The following is a 22,164-nucleotide window of genomic DNA, read 5'->3' as shown; positions in this document are numbered from 1 at the left end:
CTTCTATCATTTTAAAATTTAATTTTTTCATCTAAAAATGCTTTCACTTCGCTAATTGGCATACGTACTTGTTCCATCGTGTCACGGTCACGAACAGTAACTTGATTATCTTCTAACGAATCAAAGTCAAATGTGATACAGAATGGTGTACCGATTTCGTCTTGTCTTCTGTAACGTTTACCAATTGACTGACTTTCATCAAAATCAATAGCAAAGTCAGCACTTAATGCTTCATAAACTTTCATCGCATCTGGTGACAGCTTTTTACTTAACGGCAGGATTGCAGCTTTGTAAGGTGCGAGTGCCGGGTGGAAACGCATCACTGTACGAGAATCTCCGCCTTCAAGTGTTTCTTCTTCATAAGCATCACATAAAAATGCTAATGTCACACGATCTGCACCAAGTGATGGTTCGATACAGTAAGGTACATATTTTTCGTTCGTTTCCTGATCATGATAGCTGAAGTCATCTCCACTTGCTGCCATATGCGCTTTTAAGTCGAAGTCTGTACGGCTTGCAATACCCCATAATTCACCCCAGCCAAATGGGAATTTATATTCGATATCTGTTGTGGCATTAGAGTAGTGAGATAATTCGTCTTCATCATGGTCACGAAGTTTTGTGTTCTCTTCTTTAATGCCTAAATCTTTCAGCCATTTCGCGGCAAAATTCTTCCAGTATTCCTGCCATTCAATTTCTGTCCCTGGTTTACAGAAGAATTCTAATTCCATCTGTTCGAATTCTCGCGTTCTGAAGATAAAGTTACCTGGTGTGATTTCATTACGGAATGATTTACCTACTTGTGCAATACCGAATGGGAGTTTCTTACGCATTGAGCGTTGAACATTCTTATAGTTTACAAATATACCTTGTGCTGTTTCAGGACGCAGGAAAATTTCATTTGTAGATGATTCAGTAACACCCTGGAATGTTTTGAACATTAAATTGAATTGACGAATTTCGGTCCAGTTTGCTGTACCTGAAACAGGACAAACGATACCTTTTTCATCGATGAACTGTTTCATTTCATCAAAGCTCATACCGTCAGCGATAAAGTGTTCATCCCCTTGTGCGTGCATATAATCTTCAATTAATTTATCTGCACGATAACGAATCTTAGAATCTTTGTTATCGATCATAGGGTCGTTAAAGTTAGATAAGTGACCACTTGCTTCCCAAGTTTTTGGGTTCATCAGAATCGCAGCATCAAGACCTACATTATAAGGTGATTGCTGAACGAACTTTTGCCACCATGCACGTTTTACATTGTTTTTAAGCTCCACACCTAACGGACCGTAATCCCAAGTGTTTGCAAGTCCGCCGTAGATTTCACTACCAGGAAAGACAAATCCTCTGTGCTTTGCAAGATTAACAATTGTTTCCATGTTTTTTTCTGCCATAATATGACCTCCTATTAATTTAGAGTAAACAAAAAAGTCCCAAGGCAATTAAGCCTTGGGACGAGTATATAAACCCGCGGTTCCACCCAAATTAGTGTTTACTCACTTTTATAAATGTTAAGTTGTGATACTGCGCCAATTGTTCTGTTAAGCTCACACCACCCTTAACTCGCTTAATATGAATATATCATCTTTCTTCATGAGACTCAAGATGTTAGACAGGTTATTTGTAAAAATTGCGGTTGATGGGTATAATAAAGTTAATAAATTGTGCATGTTTGGGGTGTTTACGATAGAACTGAATAAAAGACAGGAAAAGATAATACAGATTGTAAAAAATAATGGCCCCATTACTGGAGAGAAAATTGCTGAGAAGTTAAGTTTGACACGAGCAACATTAAGACCAGATTTAGCAATTCTGACTATGGCTGGCTACTTAGATGCGAGGCCACGAGTGGGTTACTTTTACACGGGTAAGTCCAGCACACAGCTCTTATCAGCTTCTATTAAGAAGTTTAAGGTAAAAGATTTCCAGTCCATACCGGTCGTTATCCACGAAGACATCTCAGCTTATGATGCAATTTGTACGATGTTTCTGGAGGATGTAGGTACGCTGTTTGTGACAAATCATGCAAATCATCTTGTCGGTGTCTGTTCTCGTAAAGATCTGCTCCGTGCATCGATGGGTAATCAAGAGATTCATAATCTGCCGGTAAATGTCTTTATGTCCCGTATGCCAAATATTTCTGTATGTGTACAGGATGATCTACTCATATATGCAGCAAATCTATTGATAGAGAAACAGATTGATTCGTTACCAGTTGTACAGAAGTCAGGACAACATTATGAAGTGACAGGACGTATTACTAAGACAACGATTACGCGTGCCTTTGTATCACTAATTGAGGATGAATAGGGGATAAATTTATGAAAGAAATTAGATTAATCATCGCATCGGATTCTGTAGGAGAGACCGCAGAACTCGTTACGAAAGCATGTATATCTCAATTTAATCTGCTGAATAATGTGATTGAAACAATACGATTACCTTATATCGAGACGACCGAGAATATTGATGAAGTTATTAATCTGTCAAAGGAACAAGAATCGATAGTTGTCTATACACTTGTTAAACCAGCGATTAGAAAGTACATGCAGCAGCAGCTTGAGGCTTTTAATATTAAGAGTGTCGATATAATGGGTCCTTTGATGACAGTGCTGGTTGATGCTCTAGATGAGCATCCCTTAAATGAACCAGGTATCGTACATAAGTTAGATGAAGATTATTTCAAGAAAATAGAAGCCATTGAATTTGCCGTAAAATACGATGATGGAAGAGACGTGCGCGGCTTAGCTAAAGCAGATATCGTGCTGATAGGTGTCTCGCGTACATCTAAGACGCCACTAAGTCAATACTTAGCACATAAGCGATATAAGGTGATGAACGTGCCACTTGTACCCGAAGTTGATCCGCCTGAGCAGCTGTTTGATATAGATCCATCCAAGTGCATCGCACTAAAAATTGATCCAGCTAAGTTAAACAAGATAAGAGTGGAACGTCTCGCTCAACTTGGGTTAAAGAATGATGCAAACTATGCTAAGGATGACCGTATTCATGAAGAACTTGACTATTTCCATTCGATTGTCGATAGAATTGGATGTAAGGTGATCGATGTATCAAATAAAGCGATAGAAGAAACAGCAAACGAAATTATTAAGATTATAACTGAGAATCAACGTTAAAGAGGTGCATAATTTGCATATAGAGCCAGAGCTAATTCATGAAATTCAACAGAAGAACGATATATTGGACGTTGTCAGTCAATATGTGAAGTTAGAAAAAAGGGGACGAAACTATATTGGTTTATGTCCCTTTCATGATGAAAAGACCCCTTCGTTTTCTGTCTCGGTAGAAAAACAGATTTGCCACTGCTTCGGCTGTAAAAAAGGCGGGAACGTCTTTCAGTTTATAGAACAGATTGAAGCCATAAGCTTTATAGAGGCGGTAAAAATACTAGGTGAGCGTACAGGGATAGAAGTTAAGACTGACGACGATACGCCTCAAGCAGATAATGAACAGAACAAGATGATTGCGATGCATGAGGCGATGGCGCACTATTATAACTATGTGCTTAAGGCGATTGAACAAGCTGAGCCAGCGCTTAAATACTTGTATTCAAGAGGCTTTACAGATGAACAGATTGCACGTGAGAAAATAGGTTATAGTCCCAACGTGTCAACATTCACCCGTGATTATTTAAAGAATAAAGGTTATGATGAGGCGCTTGCATATGACGCAGGTTTACTAAGCCGTAATGAAGAAACGATTTCCTACTTCGATCGTTTTAGAAACCGTATCATGTTTCCTATCAAGGACTTCCGTGGTAAAGTCATCGGCTTTTCGGCACGCTCGATTGATGGGAGCGAACCAAAGTATCTAAACAGTCCGGAAACATTAATTTTCCAAAAAAGAAATGTACTTTATCATATCGATGTTGCAAGAAAACCAATTCGTAATCAAGATGAAGTGATTTTACTGGAAGGATTTATGGATGTCCTTAAGCTTAATGAAGCAGGAATATTAAATGCGATTGCAACGATGGGCACAGCACTTAGCCGTGAGCATATCCTGCAGCTGAAGAAACTGGCATCAAATATTACACTGATGTACGATGGCGACCGAGCGGGTATCGAAGCAACGCTCAAAATTGGTAAGCAGTTAAATCAAGAAGGAATGAATGTATTTGTTGTACCGATGAAAAAAGGGTACGATCCGGATGAAATGATTACAGAACTTGGAACGGATAAATTTTTAAGTTATTTTAATCATAATAAGCTTACTTATGTGAGCTTTTATATGCGTCATTATCTTGATGAAATTAAGAATAATGATCTTGCCTATGAAAAACATTTGAATAACATTATCGAAGATGCTAAACTAATGAATTCCGAGCATTTACAGAAAAAAGTATTGCACGAAATCACTGAATTGTTTAATGTAGACTTTGACAGCTTAAAATTCAAAGTACAGAAGGATAATAGAATACAAGCGCGTATGCCGACATTTGAAAGTGAGGTACTCTCACGACCAATGCTAGCGGAGCGTACTGTGCTCAAATATTTTATGAATGATCGTATGCTGTTTATGCAGTTTAAAGATCAGATTACAGAAGAACATTTTAGCGTCAAAGTTCATCAGATGATTTATAAAGCTTTAAGTGGGTACTATAAAATAGAAGAGACATTTATGTTAAGTAAGTTCTCATCACATGTCCCACATGAATGCCATGAAACTTGTCTGAAAATTGATGCTATGCTCGTAAATCATGAGCCTTCTATTGAAGAAGTCAATGATTATCTCTATGTCTTTCAGCAGGAACCGAAAGAAATAGAGCAGCTGCAATCGTTAAAGGCACAACTTAGTGATGCTGTAAGTACAGAGAATCATGAAAAACGTGCGCAGCTTATGCGTGAAATTATTAATTTACAACGACAAAAGAAACAGTAGATTCTACAGGGGGTTAATATTATGACCAAAAAAGAAATGAAAAAAACTAAAGATGATGTATTATTAACAATTGACCAGGTTAAAGCACAATTGATAGAGACTGGTAAGAAGAATGGTCATCTCAGTCATGAAGAGATTGCTGATAAATTGCAGAACTTCGAAATGGATTCTGATCATATGGATGAATTCTTTGAAGCGATTGCTGAGAATGATATTACATTAATTAATGAAAAAGATGCACAAGATACGGACGACAAGATTAATTTAAATGATCTTTCAGCACCACCGGGTGTTAAGATTAATGACCCTGTACGTATGTATTTAAAAGAAATTGGTCGTGTAAATTTATTAAGTGCAGAAGAAGAAATTGAACTTGCGAAACGTATTGAACAAGGTGACGAAGAGGCGAAAGCGAGACTTGCAGAAGCAAACTTACGTCTTGTAGTTAGTATTGCGAAGCGTTACGTTGGCCGTGGTATGCTGTTTCTTGACTTGATTCAGGAAGGAAATATGGGACTAATAAAAGCGGTTGAGAAATTTGACTTTACAAAAGGCTTTAAATTTTCGACTTATGCAACGTGGTGGATTCGTCAGGCGATAACACGTGCAATCGCTGACCAGGCGCGTACAATTCGAATTCCAGTTCATATGGTAGAAACAATCAATAAATTAATTCGTGTACAACGTCAGTTACTGCAAGATTTAGGCCGTGATCCTTCTCCAGAAGAGATCGGAGAAGAAATGGATCTACCAGCTGAAAAAGTAAGAGAGATCTTGAAGATTGCTCAGGAACCAGTTTCTCTTGAAACACCGATTGGAGAAGAAGATGACAGCCATCTTGGTGATTTCATTGAGGATCAGGATGCACAAAGTCCCGCAGATCATGCAGCTTATGAACTTCTGAAAGAACAGTTAGAAGACGTACTTGATACTCTGACGGATAGAGAAGAAAATGTCCTGCGCTTAAGATTTGGACTTGATGATGGCCGTACACGCACGCTTGAGGAAGTTGGTAAGGTCTTTGGCGTAACACGTGAACGTATCAGACAGATAGAAGCAAAAGCACTCAGAAAATTACGTCATCCATCACGAAGTAAACGTTTAAAAGATTTTATGGATTAATTAAATTAAATTGTGAAAAGTCTTTGACAATCCTACTTTTTAATATAAAATAGATATGTATATGGTGAATTTAAAGGGAGGTTAATTGAATGAATCGTAATCCAGTGATACCGTTTATACTTATTATGCTTATGGGTGTAGGTCTTATTTTCTTTATGTCAGCACACGGTGCAAACAAAGGGGAAGAAGAAAGCGAAGACGGTGCTAAAACTGAACAGAAATTTGATGCAAAAACATTTGCTAAAGACAACTGTACTTCTTGTCATGGGCAAAACTTAGAAGGCGGTATGGGTCCTAAATTAGCGGGGAACTCTAAAGACGCAGGTGCTTTAAAGAAAGTTATCCGTGAAGGTAAAGGTGCGATGCCAGCACATGATGAAGCAACAATTTCTGATAAAGATCTAGATACTTTAGTTAAGTATCTTAAAGATGGTGCTAAATAATAATTTGCAATATGAGAGGATGGGACAACGTTGTCTCATCCTCTTTTAAATGGATGAAATGAAAGGATAAACGTGATGATAAATAACAGATTACTGACAGTTGCAACATATATCAATCATGAGAGATTAGCAGATATTGGTTCAGATCATGCTTATCTTCCGATATATGCAGTAGAACAAGGCAAAGTAAAAAGTGCTGTTGCAGGTGAAGTTGTAAAGGGCCCATTCATGGCAGCAGTAGAAAATGTAAAGAAGTATGCACTAGACAGCAAGATAGACGTCAGACTTGGAGACGGCCTTGATGTAATTGAGCCCAATGAAGTAGACTGCATTACCATTTGTGGTATGGGTGGCCCATTAATCAGTGAGATTTTAAACAAAGGTAAAGAAAAACTTACCCATTATCCGACACTTATACTGCAAAGTAATATTCATACAGAAGCTGTTAGGCGCAGGTTGATGGCATTAGGCTACATAATAAAAGATGAAGTCATTATGAAAGAGCGTAAGCACGTGTATGAAATTATTGTTGCTGAACGAAACAATAACGACGTAGTATATAATGAAAGAGAATTAAAGTTTGGTCCGGTGTTATTAAATAAAAAGGACGATGTCTTTAAGGAGAAGTGGCTACGTGAGTATCATCATCTGAAAACAGTATATGAATCGATAAAATCAGAAGAAAGACACTCTGAAAAAGCATCACAGCTACTGAATGATATTGAAACTTTAAAGGAGGTCTTAAACATTGAAAATTTGTGAATTACAGCAGATTATTCATAATGAAATTCCAAAGTACACAGCGGAATCCTGGGACAATGTCGGCCTGTTAATTGGAGACGAATCGACAGAAGTAACAGGGGTTCTGACAACATTAGACTGTACAGAGGAGGTTATCGATGAAGCAATTACGCTTGGTATCAATACAATTATTTGTCACCACCCGCTTATTTTTAGTGGCATCAAACAAATTAATGCCAGAGGATACGGCAATGTCATGCGCCGTGCAATTAAGCATGATATTCAAGTGATTGCGATGCATACAAATTTAGATAACTACAAATATGGTGTGAGTTATATGATCGGTAAACAAATTGGGTTGAAGGATCAGACGATTCTGTTACGCGAATCTAGAAAGTTTTGTAAATTACAGTTGTTTGTACCGAATGATCATGTCGCGCAAATGAAAGATGCATTAGCGCAAATTGGTGCCGGACAAATCGGAGAATATGCGCATTGCTTCTATACGACAGAAGGTACAGGAGAATTTATGCCATTATCAAGTGCAAATCCATTTGTAGGTAAGAATGGTGAAATCCATTACGAACAGGAAATGAAGATTGAGTGTGTGTTTGAACCTCAAATAAGACAGCAGGTAGAGAAAGTCATTATGGATGTACACCCGTATGAAACGCCTGCATATGATATATTTGAATATGACGTTCAGGCAGATTATGGTACGGGGACTATCGGTAGGATTAAAGAAATGAAGGTTCACGAGCTTGCTGAAATCTTAAAAGAAAAGCTTGATATTCCGTATGTTAAAGTAATTGGTAATTTAAATGCCCAGATTGCGTCAATATCTATTATAGGTGGTGCCGGCGTATCATATATGGATCAAATTGCAGGACGAGCTGATGTGTTTTTAACTGGGGATATCAAGTACCATGAAGCACAAGATCTACTGATGAAAGGGCAGATTGCAATTGATATCGGTCATTACAGTGAATATGTAATGAGAGAAGGGCTAAAAGCGATAATTGATGGCCTGATACCTGAAATTACAGTTGTCGCATCAACGACAAATACTAATCCGTTTAATGAAATATAAACAAAAGTGCCATCGTCTACTGACGATGGCGCTTTTGTTAATCTAATATTTTGACAGGGGCTGCGTTTTTAATTTTAGGTAAGATCTTGTCAACTGGTACACCAGACGTTTCAGGTATGGGAGTAATATTTAGTGGATCATAGCTTTTAATATAGTCGATCACTTCTTTAACAATCGGTGTAGGTGTGGAAGCTCCTGCTGTAACTGCAATCGTTGATTTTCCCTCAAGCCACTCTAGCTTTAATTCACTGATATCTGAAATACGATAGGCTTCAGTATGTGCGATTTCTTTTGAAACTTGTGCGAGTCTGTTAGAGTTATTACTTTTAGGGTCACCGACAACGATCAGAACATCCGCACTTGGAGCCTGATTAGCAACGGCTTCCTGTCTTACTTGTGTTGCAAGACATATTTCTTTATGCACTTCAATGTGCGGAAACTTCTCTTCTAAGTCTTCCATCAGATGTTTAACATCCCACTGACTCATTGTTGTTTGGTTTGTTACAATGAGTTTCTGATCATTTAATGATTCTGGTAATTGTTCGATATCCTGTTTGTTTTCTACAAGGTGAACGATATCTGGAGCAACACCCACTGCTCCTTCAGGTTCAGGGTGACCTTTCTTACCGATATAGATGACATGATAGCCGTCAGCTTTCTTACGACGAATCAATGTATGTGTATTTTCAACATCTGGGCAAGTGGCATCGATACAGACAAGGCCTTTTTCTTTTGCACGACGTTTTACTTCTGGACTTACACCATGTGCTGTGAAGATAACTGTTCCAGTTTCAATCTGTTCTAAGATTTCAAGTCGGTTAGGACCATCCAATGTAATAATGCCGTCACTTTCAAATGCATCTGTGACATGTTTATTATGAACGATCATACCAAGTATATAAATAGGACGTGGTAGGGTCTTGTCTAAGGATGCGTTACGTGCGATGACCATTGCATCGACTACGCCATAACAATAGCCACGAGGTGTAATTTTAATGATTTCCATTGTTGTGCCTCCAATTCATGAATCAGTACTATCATCATACCATTTATAATAGGGTTTTAAAAATGTTTACTTTCTTTTTAGTAATGTTTCCTATATAATACATTAGATGAAGAAAAAGAGGAGGATTATGATGGACAAACACCCATTTGAACATTTTGAACTTGCACCATATTTAATAGAAGCGGTGAAGGATCTAAATTTCAACCAGCCCACAGAAATCCAGAGAAGAGTTATTCCAAAATTAAAAAAAGAAACACATTTAATCGGACAATCTCAAACTGGTACAGGTAAATCACATGCATTCCTGTTGCCGTTAATCAATAAAATTGATAAAGATTTAATTCAGCCGCAAGTGATTATTCTAGCACCGACACGTGAACTTGCAAAACAATTATATGATGCAAGTGAACATCTTATTTCCTTTACAGAAGGTATTAAAGCAGGGCTTTACATTGGAGGAACGGATAAGAATAAAGATATACAGAAATCAAAAGTACAGCCACAAATCGTAATTGGTACACCAAACCGTATCAAGGATCTAGCGGAGGAAAATGTACTGCATATTCATTTGGCAAATGCAGTAGTGGTTGATGAAGCGGATTTAATGATCGATCTTGGATTCTTACCGACAGTTGATAAAATTGCTGCGAACGTATCACGCGATGCTCAGATTGCTGTCTTTTCAGCAACGATTCCTAAAGCATTACATCCATTTTTAAACAAATATTTATCAAAGCCGGAATTTATCGAAATCGAACCAGATAGTAAGACGAATAAGAATATTACGTTCTACCTTGTCCCGACAAAGAGTAACGATAAAAAAGAAAAGCTAGTGAGCGTTATGAACACATGTAATCCGTATTTAGCGATTATCTTTGCAAATAGTCGTGATCGTGCAGATGAACTTGCTGAATTTCTGCAGGATCAAGGATTGAAAGTTGGTATCATGCATGGAGGGCTGGCACCTCGTGAACGTATCCAGATGATGAAACGCGTCAAGAACTTAGAATTCCAATATATTATAGCGAGTGATCTTGCAAGCCGAGGTATTGATATTGAAGGTGTAAGTCATGTGTTTAACTATGATATTCCAAAAGATATCGATTTCTTCACACATCGTGTAGGTCGTACAGGACGCGGTAATTACACTGGTGTAGCAATCACGCTATACACGCCAGATGAAGAAGATTTAATTAATCAGATCGAGAAAAAAGGCTTCTCATTTATTCATTCGGATATTAAAAACGGAGAACTCACAGAAATTAAAGATCGTACTGAGCGTAGAAGTCGTCAGAAAAAAGAAGATAATATTGAAAAATCTTTAGTTCATAAAGTGAAGAAGAAAAAGAAGGTAAAACCAGGTTATAAAAAGAAGTTCAGATATGAATTAGATAAGATTAAACGCAATGAAAAGAAAGCACACTCTAAACGTGTAAACAAGCAGAACAGAAAAGGTTAAGGTGAAACTTATGTTAATCGGATCACATGTTTCAATGAGCGGAAAGAAAATGCTCCTGCAGGCTTCAGAAGAGGCAGCAAGCTACGGTGCTTCAACGTTTATGATTTATACAGGTGCACCTCAAAATACACGACGTAAAGCAATCGAAGACTTAAATATTGAAGCAGGACAGGCACATATGAAAGAAAATGGTTTATCAAATATTGTTGTCCACGCACCCTATATTATCAATATTGCAAATACAGTAAAACCTGAAGTATTTGCTTTAGGTGTTGAATTTTTACAAAAGGAAATTGAGCGTACCGAAGCACTTGGTGCAAAAGATATTGTGCTGCATCCAGGTGCACATGTGGGAGCTGGGGAAGAAGCCGGTATTAAGAAGATCATCGAAGGCTTGAATGAAGTTTTATCAAATAATAACGACGTGCGTATTGCACTTGAAACAATGGCTGGTAAAGGCTCTGAATGTGGTAAATCATTTGAAGAGCTTGCCGAAATTATTTCAGGTGTAACACATAATGAACGACTGTCTGTATGTTTTGATACATGCCATACACATGATGCAGGATATGATATTATCAATGACTTAGATGGAGTATTACAGGAATTTGATGACATCGTTGGATTAGAACGTATAAAAGTTGTACATGTGAACGACAGTAAAAATGTTATAGGAGCAAGAAAAGATAGACATGAAAACTTTGGTTTTGGAAATATTGGTTTTGATGCATTAACAAAACTCGTTTATCATGAAGCGTTTGAAAATATTCCTAAGATTCTAGAAACTCCTTACGTTCAAGTTGGTGACGATAAGAAAAATAAAAAGCCGCCTTATAAATTTGAAATCGATATGATTAAAAGTAGAACTTTTAATCCTGAATTATTAGAAAAGATTAAATTGCAGTAGAATTTGACAATAGAAACAGGGATTAATCTATGATTAATGCTTGTTTTTGTTTATAGAAGGATGAGGATATGGAACCCGTATTTGAAATTAAAGATGTATCTTACAGTTATCCAGATAAGAAAGCGTTATCCCATATCAATATTAGTGTTTATCAAGGTGATTTTCTGGCAATTGTAGGTCCGAATGGGTCTGGGAAATCTACTTTGCTGAAACTGATGCTTGGTATTTTGAATTTGCAAGAGGGCAGTATTCTGATGAATGGTACGGACATTCGTAAACTAAAGAATCGTACGGGCATTGGTTACGTGTCACAAAAATCAAATGCAGGAAATTCAGGTTTCCCGGCAAATGTTTTTGAAGTTGTAAGAAGCGGTTTAATACAGATAAAACCTATGTTTAAAAGATTTGACAAGAATGATCATAAAAAAGTGGATGACATTTTAAGACGTCTCCATATTGATCAGCTAAAAGATAAAAATATATCTGATCTTTCTGGTGGACAACAGCAGCGTGTATATATCGCGCGAGCCTTGATATCAAATCCATCGGTGCTTGTGCTCGATGAACCGACAGTAGGGATTGATGCAAAAAATGTGGCGGAATTCTATGCGTTACTTGAACAGCTGAAACAAGAAGGTATCACAATTCTACTTGTCTCCCATGATATTGGTGTAGTTGTTGATACAGCAACACAAGTCGCTTGTCTCAACGAACATCTGCATTTCCATGGAACAACACATCAATTTAAATCGCTTGACGAAGTAGAAATTTCTAAAATTTATGGTCATCCTGTACAGTTCATCGATCATAGTGGACATGATAGGGAGTGCTGTTTATGAGTCTGATTGATGCGCTAATAGAATTTGACTTTATTCGTTATTCATTTATATCTGGAATCCTGATTGGATTACTTGCACCATTAATAGGAACTTTTATCGTTGTCAGAAGACTTTCATTAATAGCGGATGCACTCAGTCATGTTACACTTGGTGGTATCGCATTTGGTATGTTATTGACTAAAGTATTGGCATTTACGATTAATCCTGTATGGACGGGGATATTATTTTCAATTGCAGGTTCACTTATGATCGAAAGATTACGAAGTGTCTATAAACATTATCAGGAGCTTGCAATTCCGATAATTATGAGTCTTGGTATCGGATTGAGTGTTATATTTATTTCTTTTGCAGATGGTTTCAATCAGGATTTATTCGGCTATTTATTTGGAAGTATCAGTGCTGTAACGTTCAATGATGTTGTAGTCATCTTTTCTATTTTTATAGTCGTAGTGTTGTTTATTGGACTGCTGTACAAAGAATTATTCATCCTTTCATTTGATGAAGAATATGCTTCGATTATTGGCGTGCCAAGGTATGTACATATTTTGTTTATGCTTATGGTCGCGCTTGTTATCTCTGCATCTATGCGTGTCGTGGGAATACTGCTAGTATCTAGTTTAATTACGTTACCTGTCGCTAGTGCCATGCGACTGACAAGAAGTTATAAAGAACTGATGGTATGGAGTGTCGTCATCGGTGAATTTGCTGTTATTGCTGGTTTAGTAACAGCATTCTATCTTGATATAACGCCAGGCGGTGTTATTGTCATGTTACTTGTAGCGATTTTGATATTATCGATTATAATCAAGAAAAATAAAGAAAAAGCAGGTAGTTTAAATGGAAATTAATGATGCAATACAAATATTGAAGAATAATGGTCACAAGTATACTGACAAAAGAAAAGATATGATTACTCTTCTGCATGATAATAGTAAATATTTAAACGCTAAACAGATGCAGCAAGCTCTGAACGATAAATATCCTGGTATTTCATTTGACACGATTTATCGCAACCTACATCTATTTGAATCATTAGGGATTATAGAAACAACTGAGTTAGAAGGAGAGAAAAAGTTCAGACTTGCCTGTAGTCATCATCATCACCATCACTTTATCTGCAGACAATGTGGAGATACGCGTGTTGTGGAACATTGTCCAATTGAAATATTTAAGGATGAACTTCCAGATGTTGAAATAGAAAGTCATAAAATTGAACTCTATGGATTATGTGAAAAATGCAAATAAAAAAGATGCCGAAGCATCTTTTTTATTTTGTATTAAAATGTTGTTGAATAAGTCGATTCGTTTCAATCCAGGAGTGCACACGAAACACATCTTCAGGTAACTCTGCCTGATTGTATGGTGTATCGAACAGGTAGACCGGAATATCAAGCGCCTGTTGAATATCAAGCGCATTATCAAGTTTATCTTCAAAGAAAGCATCAACTTTTAGATTGCGCGCCGTCTCAACTTTATTATGCGATCCTGTAAGTTCGATATGGTGATAGGGGATATTATGTCTATCGAACCAGTCATAAGTAATATCAGTAAGTAAGGTGTGTCTTGCACTGATGAAGAACAGCTCAAATTCTTCTGACCATTGTCTTAATATTAAGTCCGCATCTTTATGCACAGGCGAATCTTTATATAAAGCACGTTCATTTTCTTCAAACCACTGTGCAACTTCATCACTGCTAATACCTAATACAGTTGTTAGTTCGTATGCAGTAATATCTTCGTACTTAAAGTCTGGATTAAAGGATTTCTGAAGGTATGGCACAAGTGCTGTCGGACAAGTAACAGTACCATCGATATCAATACCGAATCTTATTTTATTTTTCTGCATTTGCTAATTTTTCTGCTTCCTGTTTTTTAAAGTATTCTTCAGCAAGTTTATCGATTTCCATCTTCAATTCTTCAACCATTGTTTCTTCGGGCACTTTTCTTACCGTTTTACCTTTCATAAATAACAGACCTTCACCACGCGCACCAGCAATACCGATATCTGCTTCACGTGCTTCACCAGGACCATTTACAGCACATCCTAAAACTGCGACTTTGAGTGGTGCTTTGATCGTTGAAATATATTCTTCAACTTCGTTGGCAATTGAAATTAAGTCGATTTCAATTCGACCACAAGTCGGACATGAAATAAGCGTTGCTGCGTTACTTGCCAGACCGAAAGATTTCAATAGTTCTCTCGCTACTTTAACTTCTTCTACGGGATCTGCTGATAATGAAATACGCAACGTGTTACCAATACCTAAACTCATAATTGCACCGAGACCTGCGGCTGATTTTACTGTCCCGGCAAATAATGTCCCGCTCTCTGTGATACCTAAATGTAGTGGATAATCAAATGCTTGCGCAGCTTTTGTATAGGCCTCAATCGCTAAGTTAACATCACTTGCTTTCATCGAAACGATAATATCATGGAAATCCAGGTCTTCTAATATTTTAATATGATGCAATGCACTTTCCACCATACCATCTGCTGTAGGATAACCATATTTTTTTAATATATGTTTCTCAAGTGAACCTGCGTTTACTCCGATACGAATCGGAATGCCCTTCGCTTTACAAGCTTTTACAACTTCTTCAACTTTTTCACGACGACCGATATTTCCCGGATTAATACGGATTTTATCCGCACCACCTTCAATTGCGAGTAATGCAAGTTTATAGTCGAAATGAATATCGACGACTAATGGAATATTAATTTGTTTTTTAATCTCTGCGATTGCAAGTGCATCTTCTTCTTTAGGACAGGCTACACGGACAATCTGGCATCCCGCTTCTTCAAGACGTTTGATCTCTGCAACTGTAGCTTCAACATCATGTGTCTTCGTTGTTGTCATACTTTGGATTACAAGTTCGTTTGAACCCCCAATAGTAAGATCGCCGACTTTAACCGGGCGTGTATTTTTTCTATGTGTAATTTCAGGCATTATAATTCTCCTTCATAATTTAAACTTATTAATTACTATCCTTACTAGAATAACACTTCTATTATATAGTTGGAAATCAAATTTGTTTAGCTTTATGCTTGTTTTTCGGTAGATTCTTGATGGTTATTAAGTTAAGTATTATCAAAACAATCCATGAAGCTATTGTTAAGACGACAGATTTCAGGATAATGGCCGACAATAATATTAAAGTAGGCAGTGTAAGCAAGAATGTATTGATTTTCAACCAGTTCATATAGCGTGATTTCTTGTTTAAAATATTTGATACGATATGGCTGACTATACTTATGATGATAATCTTCAAAATAGTAATAACATATTGAGAACTGATTATCAGTATTGACAGGATGAGGAAATAAAAATAAATCGAGTCTGTAAATGTTTTAAGAAACTGAATCAATGTCTCCTTATCCTGGAACATGTTGATATTTGAATATTTGATACGTGAGCTTTTACTGATTAAAATCTCATCCTTATCTAAAATGATAAAATTTGACAAAGGCTCTACATTTTTTTCAGTGAATAATAAAGTGAGAGTACTCAGTTCAATCTGCTTTTCCTGTGAAAGGATAAGCGAGTCATCTACAACTTTAAAATCTGGAATAGCCGAAAGTTCCTCATGACTAACCTGATTAATAGCTTGAAATGTTTTAAAATAATTAATCATTGCTGGCGAAGCCATAGCTATTGAAAGTAGCAATATATGTAATAAGATATATCTCATTTTGACGATTCGATATAAAGGGTATCGTTTTGGCTGGAATAAACGCATTAGATGTTGAATATACAATGAATTACCTCCTGACTTCTATTATTTTATCAGAAATCGTCTTAAAATAAGCAAACTATTTGAGAACATCCGATAAAATTGATAATATTTAATTGTAAATACTTTTCGTAAAACACAGGAGGATGATTTATTATGGCATTTGAACTACCAAAATTAGAGTACGCATATGATGCATTAGAACCACACATCGACAAAGAAACGATGGAGATTCACCATACAAAACATCATAACACTTATGTAACGAAATTAAATGATGCAGTGGCTGGTACGGAGTTTGAGAATGTATCTATCGAAGATCTGATGAAGAGAATTGATGAAGTTCCTGCAGACAAGAAAACTGCTGTAGTTAATAATGGTGGCGGTCATTATAACCACTCATTGTTCTGGACATTGCTTGCTCCAGGTAAAGAAGCGAAAGGTGAAGTTGTTGATGCGATTGAATCAAAATTTGGTTCTTTAGATGCATTTAAACAAGAATTTGCTGATGCTGCAGCTGGGCGCTTCGGTTCAGGCTGGGCATGGTTAGTTGTTAATAACGGAGAGCTTGAAGTAACTTCAACGCCAAACCAGGAAAATCCATTAATGGAAGGCAAAACACCAATCTTAGGATTAGATGTTTGGGAACATGCTTACTATTTAAACTATCAAAACAAACGTCCGGATTATATCGCAGCATTCTGGAATGTTGTTAACTGGGATAAAGTAAACGAATTATACTTATCAGCTAAGTAATGTTTTCAAAACACCGTTCTTATGAACGGTGTTTTTTTATGATTATTATAGAAAACTGACAGCATTTCATATATTATAGAAGGATAATGTATCAATGGGGGATTTTTTTTGAAACGTGTTAAACAGGAATCCAATGAACTAAAGCAAAAACGAATGACTAATCGAAGAATCGGCGTCATTTTTATGGCAATTGTTTCCTTGCTAATAATTCTTGTATTGAGATTAGGTTATTTACAGATTGTAAAAGGTGAAGCGTATCGACAGGCGGTAGATAATAATGAAAATATAGAAGTCAATGAATCGGTACCGCGTGGAAGAATTTATGATAGAAATGGTAAACTGCTGGTCGATAATACATCAAAAAAATCAATCACTTATACAAGAGATCGTATGACGACGAGTAAAGAAATATTAATCATTGCAAAGAAGCTGCAAAAGATCATTGATATGCCGACAGATGCACTCACACAACGAGATAAGCAGGATTTCTATATATTGACCCATAAAGAAGCTGTGGATCAATTGATGAAAAAAGAGAATACATTACTTAAAAACGGAGAAATTACAGAAGAGGCTTATAACACAGCGCTCTATAATAAATTAACGGCACAGCAAATCAATAAACTATCGAAAAAAGAACTGCAAGTTGCAGCAATTTATAGAGAAATGTCTAGTGGTAGCCAATTAAGCCCACAAATAATAAAAAATGAAGATGTTACAGAAAAAGAATATGCATTGGTATCTCAGAATCTAGGGGAGTTACCGGGTGTCAATACTTCTATGGACTGGGATAGAAAGTATTTATATGGCGATACGCTGCGTACTATGTTTGGTCGTGTATCCTCTAAAGAAGAAGGATTACCTAAGGAACTTACAGATTATTATCTAGCGAAAGGATATTCTAGAAATGACCGAGTTGGGCAAAGTTATCTAGAATATCAATATGAAAATGTCCTACGCGGTAAAAAGAAAAAAATGAGGTATATTACGAATAAATCAGGTAAGATTATAGATTCAGAAGTCCTCTCAGAAGGATCCAGAGGTGACGACCTCATTCTGTCCATCGATATAGAACTGCAGCTCAAAGTAGAAAAGTTAGTCGATAACAATATTCGAAAACTGAGAAGTATGGGTGCTAGAGATATGGATAAAGTACTAGTCGTTGTACAAGATCCTCATAATGGAGATATATTGGCGTTAGCAGGCCGTCAGATTGATAAGTCAGGCAAGATAACGGATTATCATTATGGCACATTCACATCACAATATGCAGTGGGGTCTTCGGTTAAAGGTGCTACGTTACTGACAGGTTATAGTAATGGTGCAATTAGTGTCGGAGAGACGATGATCGATCAGCCGTTAGTATTTAAAGGTGGGATACAGAAACGTTCTTATTTTAACCAAAGTGGTAGTCTTGCTATCAATGATAAGCAGGCATTGATGCACTCATCAAACGTCTATATGTTTAAGACAGCGCTCAAACTTGCTGGACTCGATTATTCATCTGGCATGAGCTTACCAGACGATATTATTGAGGCAGGGCAGAAATTAAGAAAAGGTATGAATCAATTTGGCTTAGGTGTAAAGACAGGGATTGATCTGCCGAATGAAGTGACAGGCCAAACTGGTATTCTAAAAAATAATCCAGGGAATTTTCTGGATTTAGCAATCGGACAGTATGATACATATACACCATTACAGCTTTCTCAATATGTTTCTACGATTGCTAATGATGGATACCGTATTCAGCCGCATATCGTCAAAGAAATTAGAGGCGCGTCTAAAACAGGTAAAATAGGTCCTATTAAAAGTCACTTTAATGGAAAAGTATTAAATAAGATTAATAATACAGATAAAGAAATTGAACAAGTAAAGTCTGGTTTCGAAATGGTTTTTAATCAAGCAGAAGGAACAGGATATGCTAGTTTTAGTAATACTGCTGTTAAAGCTGCAGGTAAAACAGGTACAGCTGAAGTAACTCAAGATGGTGAAGCTAGAGTAAATTCAACATATATAGGGTATGCACCAGTGAAAAAACCTGAAATGAGTTTTTCTATCATCTATACGAATCAGCCAGTACCACCTCCGTGGTTACCAGGTGGAGATCTAGGAAAAGAAATTATCAATGAATATTTTAAAGATAAAGAAGCAGCCGATAAATAGTCGGCTGCTTCTTTTATTTGTACGTTCTTTACATAAAATTTACAATACATTCATTCTAAATTAATAATAAAGCTATATAGTTAGAAATGTAATAACAAATCAAAAAATTTATTCGTCTTTATATTAGGAGGATTCTTTACAATGAAAAAGTGGCAATTAGTAGGATCAACAACTGTTTTAGGTACTGCATTATTATTAGGGGCATGTGATGGAGCAGCTGATAAATCTGACACAAAGAGTGAAGATAAAGGCACAGATACAGCAGCTAAAGATATCAAAGGTGAAGTAAATGGGGATGGTTCTACGACAGTAGCACCTGTAGTTGAAAAGATTAATGAACAATTTGCAACTGAATATCCAGATGTTACTGTTTCAATCGGTACTTCAGGTACAGGCGGTGGTTTCGAGAAGTTTATCGCTGGAGAAACTGATTTTTCAAATGCTTCACGTGATATTAAAGATGAAGAGAAAAAAGCACTAGAAGATAAAAAAATCGAATATACTGAATTCAAAATTGCAAGTGACGGCTTAACCGTTGCTGTTAATAAAGATAATGATTTTGTTGACTACTTAACATTTGATGAATTAAAGAAAATCTACTCTGGCGAAGCAAAAACATGGAAAGATGTACGTGCTGACTTCCCTGCAGAAGAAATCAAAGCATTCTCTCCTGACCAATCACACGGTACGTATGACTTCTTTAGTGAAGAAGTGTTAGATAAAGGTGAAATTACAGCTGAGAAAAACGCTGATACAAACGTAATCGTAAAATCAGTACAAGATAACAAAGCGGGTATCGGATTCTTCGGATATAACTTCTACCAAGAAAATAAAGACAACTTAAAAGCAGTTAAGATTCAAAAAGAAGGTAAAGGTGAAGGTGTTGAAGCGACTGAAGAAACAGTTAAAGATGGTTCTTATCCATTAAGTCGCCCATTATTCATCTATGCTAAAAACGATTCACTTAAGAGTAATGAAGCATTTAATACATTTATGAAATTTACTCTAGAAAATGCTAAAGATGCTTCTAAAGAATCAGGTTATGTGCCTTTAGAAGATAAAGTTTATGAAGAAGATCTAAAGAAATTAGAAGAAGTTAAATAGTTAATAATATATAAGAAATTTTTCAGGGACGAAATTTTTCGTCCCTTTTAAAATGAAGGAGTCAATGCTATGGAAAATAAAGTATCTGTACAGGAATTGATTCAGCAGCGTCAAAGTAAGGGTTCTAAAAATATTATCGAGAAGTTTATCCCGATAATACTTGCTGTAATTGCATCTATTTCTATATTAACTACAATTGGGATTCTGATTACATTATTAACTGAGACGATTACTTTCTTTACAAGAGTATCATTCAGTGAATTTTTCCTTGAGAAGACATGGAATGCTTTCGGACAGGATCCAAAATACGGGATCATCTCTTTAATTTTAGGAACATTGAAAGTGACACTTATCGCGACAATTTTTGCTGTTCCGGTTGGACTGGGAGCGGCGCTTTACTTAAGCGAATATGCAAGTGACAAAGTAAGAAGAATCATTAAACCAATCTTAGAGATTCTCGCAGGGATTCCAACCATTGTATACGGGTTTTTTGCGTTAACTTTTGTTACACCAATGCTTCGTTCTGTTTGGCCAGACTTAGGTTCATTTAATGCAATCAGTCCTGGTCTAGTCATCGGCATAATGATCGTGCCAATGATTGCAAGTCTTTCTGAAGATGCCATGAGTGCAGTACCACAAGCGATTAGAGAAGGGGCACTAGGACTAGGTTCAACACGATTAGAGACAGCGCTTAAAGTCGTCTTCCCAGCTGCCTTATCTGGTATTTTAGCATCAATCGTCCTTGCAGTATCACGTGCAATTGGTGAAACGATGATCGTATCACTTGCAGCAGGGAGTTCACCAGAATTCTCGTTAGATTTTACAAATTCATTGCAGACTATGACAGCATTTATCGTACAAGTTGCTACTGGTGATGCAACATTTGGTTCAGATATTTACTATAGTATCTATGCGGTTGGATTTACATTGTTTGTATTTACATTAATTATGAATATGATTTCACAATGGATCACCAAAAAATTCAGAGAGGAGTATTAGAATGGAATTAATTAATCAGGAAAGAGTCGCGAAAAAACTCTCTGGACGACTTACTAAAAATGCGATAGTTAAGTTTATTTTCTTCTTATGTACGATTATTGGATTAATCGTTCTAGCAATGCTTCTTTTTGACATTATCAGAAAGGGTGCAGGTTATCTAACACCAGAATTCTTTACGAACTTTTCTAGTACTACACCTTCAAAAGCTGGTATCAAAGGGGCTTTAATCGGTACATTATGGCTTATGATGACGATTGCACCGATTGCAATTACTCTGGGAGTAGCGACGGCTATTTATATGGAAGAGTATGCTAAAGATAATTTTTTTACACGTTTTGTTAAAGTAAATATTGCAAACCTGGCGTCTGTACCATCTGTAGTATTTGGTTTATTAGGATTAACATTATTTGTTCGTGGCGGCGGAATAGAAGCACTTTCATTAGGGAAATCTGTTCTAGCTGCAGCATTGACGATGTCTCTTATGATCTTACCGGTTATTATCGTGTCGTCGCAAGAAGCAATTCGTGCAGTGCCAAACGCCATTCGTGAAGCATCTTTAGGATTAGGTGGGACGAAATGGCAGACGATAACGAACGTCGTACTTCCAGCATCTATTCCTGGGATGTTAACTGGAACAATTCTTGCATTATCGCGTGCTATTGGAGAAACGGCCCCTTTAGTAGTAATTGGTATTCCGACGATCTTTATGAAAACACCAGATAATATTATGGACCGTTTCCAGGCATTACCGATGCAAATCTTTACTTGGGCGAAATTGCCAAAAGCAGAGTTTCAGTTTGTATCATCAGCCGCGATTATCGTGTTACTTATTATTTTAATTGCAATGAACTCAATCGCTATATTTATCCGTAATAAATATCAGAAAAAATTCTAG

At 36.7% G+C, this 22,164-nt stretch carries 22 protein-coding genes; 17 read left to right on the top strand and 5 right to left on the bottom strand.

Going from position 1 to position 22,164, the window contains the following annotated elements; translation table 11 throughout:
• Nucleotides 1-11: 11 nt before the first annotated feature.
• Entirely contained in the window at nucleotides 12-1,400 is a 1,389-nt protein-coding gene (locus CD152_RS05515) for a glycine--tRNA ligase (protein WP_012657122.1), read from the bottom strand.
• A gap of 274 nt (nucleotides 1,401-1,674) precedes the next feature.
• Here CD152_RS05515 and CD152_RS05510 point away from each other — a divergent pair, with 274 nt between their 5' ends.
• The 7 genes from CD152_RS05510 to CD152_RS05480 all read left to right on the top strand — a co-directional run bounded on the left by CD152_RS05510 (nucleotide 1,675) and on the right by CD152_RS05480 (nucleotide 8,304).
• Nucleotides 1,675-2,316, top strand: coding sequence for a helix-turn-helix transcriptional regulator (locus CD152_RS05510; protein WP_041636420.1), 642 nt, complete (start codon nucleotides 1,675-1,677; stop codon nucleotides 2,314-2,316).
• A gap of 11 nt (nucleotides 2,317-2,327) precedes the next feature.
• The gene (locus CD152_RS05505; protein ID WP_101140297.1) at nucleotides 2,328-3,143 is read left to right on the top strand and encodes a pyruvate, water dikinase regulatory protein; all 816 of its coding nucleotides are present in this window, start codon (nucleotides 2,328-2,330) and stop codon (nucleotides 3,141-3,143) included.
• Between the two features lie 13 nt (nucleotides 3,144-3,156).
• Complete coding sequence (gene dnaG / locus CD152_RS05500; protein ID WP_101153201.1) at nucleotides 3,157-4,908, top strand: DNA primase; 1,752 nt, start codon at nucleotides 3,157-3,159, stop codon at nucleotides 4,906-4,908.
• A gap of 21 nt (nucleotides 4,909-4,929) precedes the next feature.
• Entirely contained in the window at nucleotides 4,930-6,030 is a 1,101-nt protein-coding gene (rpoD, locus tag CD152_RS05495; RefSeq protein WP_012657118.1) for an RNA polymerase sigma factor RpoD, read from the top strand.
• Between the two features lie 89 nt (nucleotides 6,031-6,119).
• Nucleotides 6,120-6,473 carry a c-type cytochrome gene (locus tag CD152_RS05490; RefSeq protein WP_101140298.1) on the top strand — a complete coding sequence of 118 codons (354 nt, stop codon included), beginning with the start codon at nucleotides 6,120-6,122 and terminating at the stop codon, nucleotides 6,471-6,473.
• A gap of 75 nt (nucleotides 6,474-6,548) precedes the next feature.
• Complete coding sequence (locus tag CD152_RS05485) at nucleotides 6,549-7,235, top strand: tRNA (adenine(22)-N(1))-methyltransferase (RefSeq protein ID WP_232237453.1); 687 nt, start codon at nucleotides 6,549-6,551, stop codon at nucleotides 7,233-7,235.
• Nucleotides 7,222-8,304 carry a Nif3-like dinuclear metal center hexameric protein gene (locus tag CD152_RS05480; RefSeq protein ID WP_101140300.1) on the top strand — a complete coding sequence of 361 codons (1,083 nt, stop codon included), beginning with the start codon at nucleotides 7,222-7,224 and terminating at the stop codon, nucleotides 8,302-8,304. Before CD152_RS05485 ends, CD152_RS05480 begins: the two co-directional genes overlap by 14 nt.
• 37 nt (nucleotides 8,305-8,341) lie before the next feature.
• On the opposite strand, the gene CD152_RS05475 is transcribed toward CD152_RS05480, so the two are convergent.
• On the bottom strand, nucleotides 8,342-9,310 hold the full coding sequence (locus tag CD152_RS05475; protein WP_103214491.1) for a 4-hydroxy-3-methylbut-2-enyl diphosphate reductase: 969 nt from the start codon (nucleotides 9,308-9,310) through the stop codon (nucleotides 8,342-8,344).
• 130 nt (nucleotides 9,311-9,440) lie between these two features.
• Here CD152_RS05475 and CD152_RS05470 point away from each other — a divergent pair, with 130 nt between their 5' ends.
• The 5 genes from CD152_RS05470 (at nucleotide 9,441) to CD152_RS05450 (ending at nucleotide 13,760) form a co-directional block, all read left to right on the top strand.
• Entirely contained in the window at nucleotides 9,441-10,769 is a 1,329-nt protein-coding gene (locus CD152_RS05470) for a DEAD/DEAH box helicase (RefSeq protein ID WP_086038857.1), read from the top strand.
• Between the two features lie 10 nt (nucleotides 10,770-10,779).
• Nucleotides 10,780-11,676 (top strand): deoxyribonuclease IV, encoded by an 897-nt coding sequence (locus CD152_RS05465; RefSeq protein WP_103214490.1) that lies wholly within the window; start codon nucleotides 10,780-10,782, stop codon nucleotides 11,674-11,676.
• Nucleotides 11,677-11,744: 68 nt separating this feature from the next.
• Nucleotides 11,745-12,515 carry a metal ABC transporter ATP-binding protein gene (locus CD152_RS05460; RefSeq protein WP_103214489.1) on the top strand — a complete coding sequence of 257 codons (771 nt, stop codon included), beginning with the start codon at nucleotides 11,745-11,747 and terminating at the stop codon, nucleotides 12,513-12,515.
• A gap of 2 nt (nucleotides 12,516-12,517) precedes the next feature.
• The gene (locus tag CD152_RS05455; RefSeq protein ID WP_165980776.1) at nucleotides 12,518-13,363 is read left to right on the top strand and encodes a metal ABC transporter permease; all 846 of its coding nucleotides are present in this window, start codon (nucleotides 12,518-12,520) and stop codon (nucleotides 13,361-13,363) included.
• Nucleotides 13,353-13,760 carry a Fur family transcriptional regulator gene (locus tag CD152_RS05450; protein WP_101140305.1) on the top strand — a complete coding sequence of 136 codons (408 nt, stop codon included), beginning with the start codon at nucleotides 13,353-13,355 and terminating at the stop codon, nucleotides 13,758-13,760. The genes CD152_RS05455 and CD152_RS05450 overlap by 11 nt, the downstream gene beginning before the upstream one ends.
• 22 nt (nucleotides 13,761-13,782) lie before the next feature.
• Here the strand turns inward: CD152_RS05450 and CD152_RS05445 are convergent, their stop codons facing one another.
• From CD152_RS05445 to CD152_RS05435, 3 genes are all read right to left on the bottom strand, one after another.
• Nucleotides 13,783-14,361 carry a 5' nucleotidase, NT5C type gene (locus tag CD152_RS05445; protein ID WP_101140306.1) on the bottom strand — a complete coding sequence of 193 codons (579 nt, stop codon included), beginning with the start codon at nucleotides 14,359-14,361 and terminating at the stop codon, nucleotides 13,783-13,785.
• Nucleotides 14,348-15,454 carry a flavodoxin-dependent (E)-4-hydroxy-3-methylbut-2-enyl-diphosphate synthase gene (gene ispG, locus CD152_RS05440; RefSeq protein WP_174804805.1) on the bottom strand — a complete coding sequence of 369 codons (1,107 nt, stop codon included), beginning with the start codon at nucleotides 15,452-15,454 and terminating at the stop codon, nucleotides 14,348-14,350. Before ispG ends, CD152_RS05445 begins: the two co-directional genes overlap by 14 nt.
• 85 nt (nucleotides 15,455-15,539) lie before the next feature.
• Nucleotides 15,540-16,271, bottom strand: coding sequence for a DUF1189 family protein (locus tag CD152_RS05435; RefSeq protein ID WP_101140307.1), 732 nt, complete (start codon nucleotides 16,269-16,271; stop codon nucleotides 15,540-15,542).
• A gap of 132 nt (nucleotides 16,272-16,403) precedes the next feature.
• Here CD152_RS05435 and CD152_RS05430 point away from each other — a divergent pair, with 132 nt between their 5' ends.
• The 5 genes from CD152_RS05430 (at nucleotide 16,404) to pstA (ending at nucleotide 22,164) form a co-directional block, all read left to right on the top strand.
• Nucleotides 16,404-17,003, top strand: a complete 600-nt coding sequence (locus CD152_RS05430) for a superoxide dismutase (RefSeq protein ID WP_012657105.1) — start codon at nucleotides 16,404-16,406, stop codon at nucleotides 17,001-17,003.
• 153 nt (nucleotides 17,004-17,156) lie between these two features.
• A complete protein-coding gene (locus CD152_RS05425) occupies nucleotides 17,157-19,166 on the top strand; it encodes a peptidoglycan D,D-transpeptidase FtsI family protein (RefSeq protein ID WP_103214496.1) in 2,010 nt (669 codons plus the stop codon).
• A gap of 141 nt (nucleotides 19,167-19,307) precedes the next feature.
• Nucleotides 19,308-20,270 (top strand): phosphate ABC transporter substrate-binding protein PstS family protein, encoded by a 963-nt coding sequence (locus tag CD152_RS05420; RefSeq protein ID WP_103214488.1) that lies wholly within the window; start codon nucleotides 19,308-19,310, stop codon nucleotides 20,268-20,270.
• A gap of 69 nt (nucleotides 20,271-20,339) precedes the next feature.
• Nucleotides 20,340-21,269, top strand: coding sequence for a phosphate ABC transporter permease subunit PstC (pstC, locus tag CD152_RS05415; protein WP_099482960.1), 930 nt, complete (start codon nucleotides 20,340-20,342; stop codon nucleotides 21,267-21,269).
• A gap of 1 nt (nucleotide 21,270) precedes the next feature.
• On the top strand, nucleotides 21,271-22,164 hold the full coding sequence (gene pstA / locus CD152_RS05410) for a phosphate ABC transporter permease PstA (RefSeq protein ID WP_103214487.1): 894 nt from the start codon (nucleotides 21,271-21,273) through the stop codon (nucleotides 22,162-22,164).

This window comes from Macrococcoides caseolyticum, assembly GCF_002902665.1.
GTDB classification, from domain to species: domain Bacteria; phylum Bacillota; class Bacilli; order Staphylococcales; family Staphylococcaceae; genus Macrococcoides; species Macrococcoides caseolyticum.
This window is presented reverse-complemented; position numbering and strand designations above follow the sequence as displayed.

Excerpts from the sequence above, each read along its gene's own strand:
- CD152_RS05490 (WP_101140298.1), top strand. The coding sequence starts at position 6,120 with ATGAATCGTAATCCAGTGATACCGTTTATACTTATTATGCTTATGGGT.
- CD152_RS05485 (WP_232237453.1), top strand. The coding sequence starts at position 6,549 with ATGATAAATAACAGATTACTGACAGTTGCAACATATATCAATCATGAG.
- CD152_RS05470 (WP_086038857.1), top strand. The coding sequence starts at position 9,441 with ATGGACAAACACCCATTTGAACATTTTGAACTTGCACCATATTTAATA.
- CD152_RS05515 (WP_012657122.1), bottom strand. The coding sequence starts at position 1,400 with ATGGCAGAAAAAAACATGGAAACAATTGTTAATCTTGCAAAGCACAGA.
- CD152_RS05475 (WP_103214491.1), bottom strand. The coding sequence starts at position 9,310 with ATGGAAATCATTAAAATTACACCTCGTGGCTATTGTTATGGCGTAGTC.
- CD152_RS05445 (WP_101140306.1), bottom strand. The coding sequence starts at position 14,361 with ATGCAGAAAAATAAAATAAGATTCGGTATTGATATCGATGGTACTGTT.
- CD152_RS05425 (WP_103214496.1), top strand. The coding sequence starts at position 17,157 with ATGACTAATCGAAGAATCGGCGTCATTTTTATGGCAATTGTTTCCTTG.
- CD152_RS05465 (WP_103214490.1), top strand. The coding sequence starts at position 10,780 with ATGTTAATCGGATCACATGTTTCAATGAGCGGAAAGAAAATGCTCCTG.
- CD152_RS05505 (WP_101140297.1), top strand. The coding sequence starts at position 2,328 with ATGAAAGAAATTAGATTAATCATCGCATCGGATTCTGTAGGAGAGACC.
- rpoD (WP_012657118.1), top strand. The coding sequence starts at position 4,930 with ATGACCAAAAAAGAAATGAAAAAAACTAAAGATGATGTATTATTAACA.
- CD152_RS05420 (WP_103214488.1), top strand. The coding sequence starts at position 19,308 with ATGAAAAAGTGGCAATTAGTAGGATCAACAACTGTTTTAGGTACTGCA.
- pstC (WP_099482960.1), top strand. The coding sequence starts at position 20,340 with ATGGAAAATAAAGTATCTGTACAGGAATTGATTCAGCAGCGTCAAAGT.
- CD152_RS05460 (WP_103214489.1), top strand. The coding sequence starts at position 11,745 with ATGGAACCCGTATTTGAAATTAAAGATGTATCTTACAGTTATCCAGAT.
- CD152_RS05510 (WP_041636420.1), top strand. The coding sequence starts at position 1,675 with ATGTTTGGGGTGTTTACGATAGAACTGAATAAAAGACAGGAAAAGATA.
- pstA (WP_103214487.1), top strand. The coding sequence starts at position 21,271 with ATGGAATTAATTAATCAGGAAAGAGTCGCGAAAAAACTCTCTGGACGA.
- CD152_RS05450 (WP_101140305.1), top strand. The coding sequence starts at position 13,353 with ATGGAAATTAATGATGCAATACAAATATTGAAGAATAATGGTCACAAG.
- CD152_RS05430 (WP_012657105.1), top strand. The coding sequence starts at position 16,404 with ATGGCATTTGAACTACCAAAATTAGAGTACGCATATGATGCATTAGAA.